Raw genomic sequence first — 3057 nt, 5'->3', positions numbered from 1 at the left:
AGTGGGTCACTTTGTTGCGTTTCGAGTAGGAATGGAGCTACTGCTTTCATTTCTTGGTTATGAAAAAAAAGAAATGCAGGGATTACGGGTAAGGTTTGTATACCAGAAATACAAAACGATAATGCTTCATCGCCAACATCCTGAAAATCATATCAAAGGCGGGGCGCTAAAAGATGTCAAGAGGATGCTAAAAGAGGAAGGGGTATTATGAAACATTTAAAATATAAAGGCTATTTGGGCACAGTAGAACCAGATTTTGATAATAATATCCTGTATGGAAAACTGGCGTTTATTGGCGATCTGGTTACTTATGAGGCTGAAACATTAGCGGCACTGGAACAGGAGTTTAAAGTATCGGTAGATTTGTATCTACAGGCTTGTGCTGAGGACGGGAAGAAACCAGACACCCCATTTAAAGGCGTGTTTAACGTGAGGGTAGATCCCGATCTGCATCGTCGCGTTGCAGAACTGGCGTTAGAGGAAGATTTATCGCTGAATGCGTTTGTTAACAAAGCGCTGGAAAAAGAAGTCAGTAATCATCATCTGGCCTAACAATAAATCACTGGCTGCATAAAGTAATGAAGAAATCTGATTTTATTGAATTCATTTATACGGAAATCGCTAAAGGCAGCACAAGATTTTGTGTTGCCGCAAGCGGTTATGGCGAGGCTGTTTTGTACTAGACGACAGAAAAATGGCAACGTGTATGGTGTGTTTTATCTAGTAACTGGGGGAAGCACCCTGCTTCGCCATCAGAGTCCACAAAAAAGAAAATTACTACGTTTCGCCAGTGGCTTGAAGAAGTTGGCGAAAACGAACAGAGTTTAAAATTAGCTAATGAATGTTATGAGGAATATCTGGAAGATTCTACAACAGTGAGTCATGATGAATTTATGAAGAAGAACCAAGGAGATAATAATGACAAATAAATTTAATAATCAACAAGAAATAGTTGAGTATTTAAATTTACAAGCAGAGTCTGGATATCACCGTGTACTTATAGCCGCCATCAGGACTGTGGTAAGGGATAAAGGTGTTGACCCTGTAGCAAGAGAAGCTTGCATGACTATTGATGAGGTAGGTAGTACGTTATCCGGCAAGACAGAACCCTCATTTTCCGCTATTTTGAAAATAACCAAAGCATTAAGACTAAAACTTCACTTCACAATTGCATAACCGCCTCATCTTTATGCCCTGAAAGGGCATGGAGGCGCAACGTGACGGAAGCCCCGCAGCGAAGCGAGGACGAAAAAAGCGTTACGGCTTTAGCCGTGACAATTCCCCCCTGCCAGACCGTTTTTTCTCATGCTACGCATTGCTGACGCTGAACGTTCTCGCAGTCAGATTAAACAGTGTTGACCCGGTTTCATCTTGGCAGGATAAGACTTTCCAGTCGCATGACTCCAGCAAAGCATTTAGGGCGTTTTTTTCGCCCGTGATTTTTGCCATCAGGGGGTGAGTCTGCCAGCCATTTTCATCAAATGCCGCGTCCAGTGATGAACGGGAAATACAAATAGCATTGATGCCGTCCGTCATAGTAACGGCATGACGGCCAGCCCATTCTTTTTCAATCAGTACACGGTATACCCAGTGATGCTCTTTTGCAGTCTCCAGCCATAGGTAAGTCTGAACAAGTCACTTTGTTCTGTTAATATTCCTGAACATGAGCGCCGAAGATAATCCACCTTATGTCGCAGCTTTGCCCGTGCGCCCAGCGTTCTTCCCTGTTTCAGAAGCCACTCAATATCCGGCGCAACTTCACGCGGGAAGCGGTGCTGTTTTAATGCCGTGGAAAGCCAGCGAATCAGAAAAAGATTTGCCTGCGATTCGGATGATGCCTGACCATCGAGTTTTGCCAGACGCAGGGCTATCAGTGCGCACCATGCCAGATGCCCCGTTTTTTTGCGTAATGGTTTCGGTATCGGTCATAGTCAGTAAGTCGAAGTCCAGTCCTTCCCCTGCTCCCATCGGCTTTGCCAGTGTGCAAGGTAGATTTTTGCCACATCGGGATTATCGCGGATCACAATCACGTTTTCCGAATTGGAACGGTCAGCGGCGCGGCTGTAGTTAAAGCTGCCCGTTTCCGTGGTCTTTCCGTCCACGATGATCACTTTGTCGTGATGAATTTTGTATGCTGCAATAGTGCGGGTCGGAATGCCTGCGTTAACCAGCAGATTTAATGCGGCCTTACTTGCCTTGCTTTTGTTGCCGTTTTGGTCAACCACAACGCGCACATCTACACCGCGTCTGTGTGCATCAAGCAGGGATTTCACCACGTCCGGCGAAGTGAACGAGTAAGCCATCAATCGGATACATTCTTTGGCGTTTCCTGTAGTGCGAAGCACCAGTTTCAGGGCGCTTCCTTCCGGTGAGAACCCTATCTGTATGTTGCCACCTGCAATGCCGACAAGTGGAAAGCAAAGTGCAATACTAACCAACAAACCTGAAATCTTTTTCATTTATTTTCTGGTTTTATATGCCCGTCAGGGCATGGAGGCGCAACGCGCCGGAAGCCCCGCAGCGCAGCGAGGACGAAAATAAGCGGAACGGCGAAAGCCGTGACAATCCCCCGCGCTGCTAGACTTATTTTTATTCTCGATCATCACAGCTATCCCGAAGTTCGATGGTCGAAGACAAAACACGCTCACCGCTATTTTATTTCTGTTTCATCGGGTACTGAGGAATGCTCAGGACTGGTATTCCCTTTCTCTTTAGAAACGGAACCCGACTTGTTACTCACTGTTCGCTTTCGTTCGGTAATAGATTTGATGTCCGCTAAAGTCACGTCTGTAAATCTGCTGGACGTGATAACTTCATGGATCTCATTTACGGAATAGCCTTTGCCCCATTTCCACTCGAAACGCAACAAAGTGACCCACTGGCCAGACCCGGATAAAATCTCCGTTCTGGTCTTACTGGAGAGCCTGTTGCATGCAGGGAAAACATCTGACTCAGAAAGAGCGGTTCTACATTGAAAAGCGGCGTAGTGAAGGTGTAAAACTGGCTACCATCGCCAGAGAGCTTGATCTCCCGCGGTCTACCATCAGCAGGGAACCC

The 3057-nt window shown here is 46.1% G+C and carries 5 protein-coding genes and 1 pseudogene; 4 read left to right on the top strand and 2 right to left on the bottom strand.

Translation table 11 applies throughout. The features are described from left to right. Window position 1 precedes the first annotated feature (1 nt). From BBW68_RS08345 to BBW68_RS08335, 3 genes are all read left to right on the top strand, one after another. Window positions 2–211 carry a hypothetical protein gene (locus BBW68_RS08345; RefSeq protein ID WP_070134895.1) on the top strand — a complete coding sequence of 70 codons (210 nt, stop codon included), beginning with the start codon at window positions 2–4 and terminating at the stop codon, window positions 209–211. Continuing rightward, the gene (locus BBW68_RS08340) at window positions 208–552 is read left to right on the top strand and encodes a type II toxin-antitoxin system HicB family antitoxin (protein WP_070134893.1); all 345 of its coding nucleotides are present in this window, start codon (window positions 208–210) and stop codon (window positions 550–552) included. Before BBW68_RS08345 ends, BBW68_RS08340 begins: the two co-directional genes overlap by 4 nt. 366 nt (window positions 553–918) lie before the next feature. Next, window positions 919–1176, top strand: a complete 258-nt coding sequence (locus BBW68_RS08335; protein ID WP_070134892.1) for a helix-turn-helix domain-containing transcriptional regulator — start codon at window positions 919–921, stop codon at window positions 1174–1176. 132 nt (window positions 1177–1308) lie between these two features. Here BBW68_RS08335 and BBW68_RS08330 read toward each other — a convergent pair. Both BBW68_RS08330 and BBW68_RS08325 read right to left on the bottom strand, forming a co-directional pair. Next, window positions 1309–1922: pseudogene (locus BBW68_RS08330) on the bottom strand (DUF2913 family protein). 9 nt (window positions 1923–1931) lie between these two features. Further along, window positions 1932–2459 carry a phospholipase D family nuclease gene (locus BBW68_RS08325; protein ID WP_070134890.1) on the bottom strand — a complete coding sequence of 176 codons (528 nt, stop codon included), beginning with the start codon at window positions 2457–2459 and terminating at the stop codon, window positions 1932–1934. Window positions 2460–2931: 472 nt separating this feature from the next. On the opposite strand from BBW68_RS08325, the gene BBW68_RS20645 reads away from it, so the two are divergent. Then, window positions 2932–3057: helix-turn-helix domain-containing protein (locus BBW68_RS20645; protein ID WP_148127602.1), on the top strand; the 126-nt coding region annotated here is incomplete at its 3' end.

It is taken from the genome of Candidatus Erwinia dacicola (assembly GCF_001756855.1).
In the GTDB taxonomy this organism is placed as follows: domain Bacteria; phylum Pseudomonadota; class Gammaproteobacteria; order Enterobacterales; family Enterobacteriaceae; genus Erwinia; species Erwinia dacicola.
Note: the sequence above shows the minus strand (reverse complement) of the source record. Positions and strands in the feature narration are given on the sequence as shown.

Excerpts from the sequence above, each read along its gene's own strand:
- BBW68_RS08335 (WP_070134892.1), top strand. The coding sequence starts at position 919 with ATGACAAATAAATTTAATAATCAACAAGAAATAGTTGAGTATTTAAAT.
- BBW68_RS08340 (WP_070134893.1), top strand. The coding sequence starts at position 208 with ATGAAACATTTAAAATATAAAGGCTATTTGGGCACAGTAGAACCAGAT.
- BBW68_RS08325 (WP_070134890.1), bottom strand. The coding sequence starts at position 2,459 with ATGAAAAAGATTTCAGGTTTGTTGGTTAGTATTGCACTTTGCTTTCCA.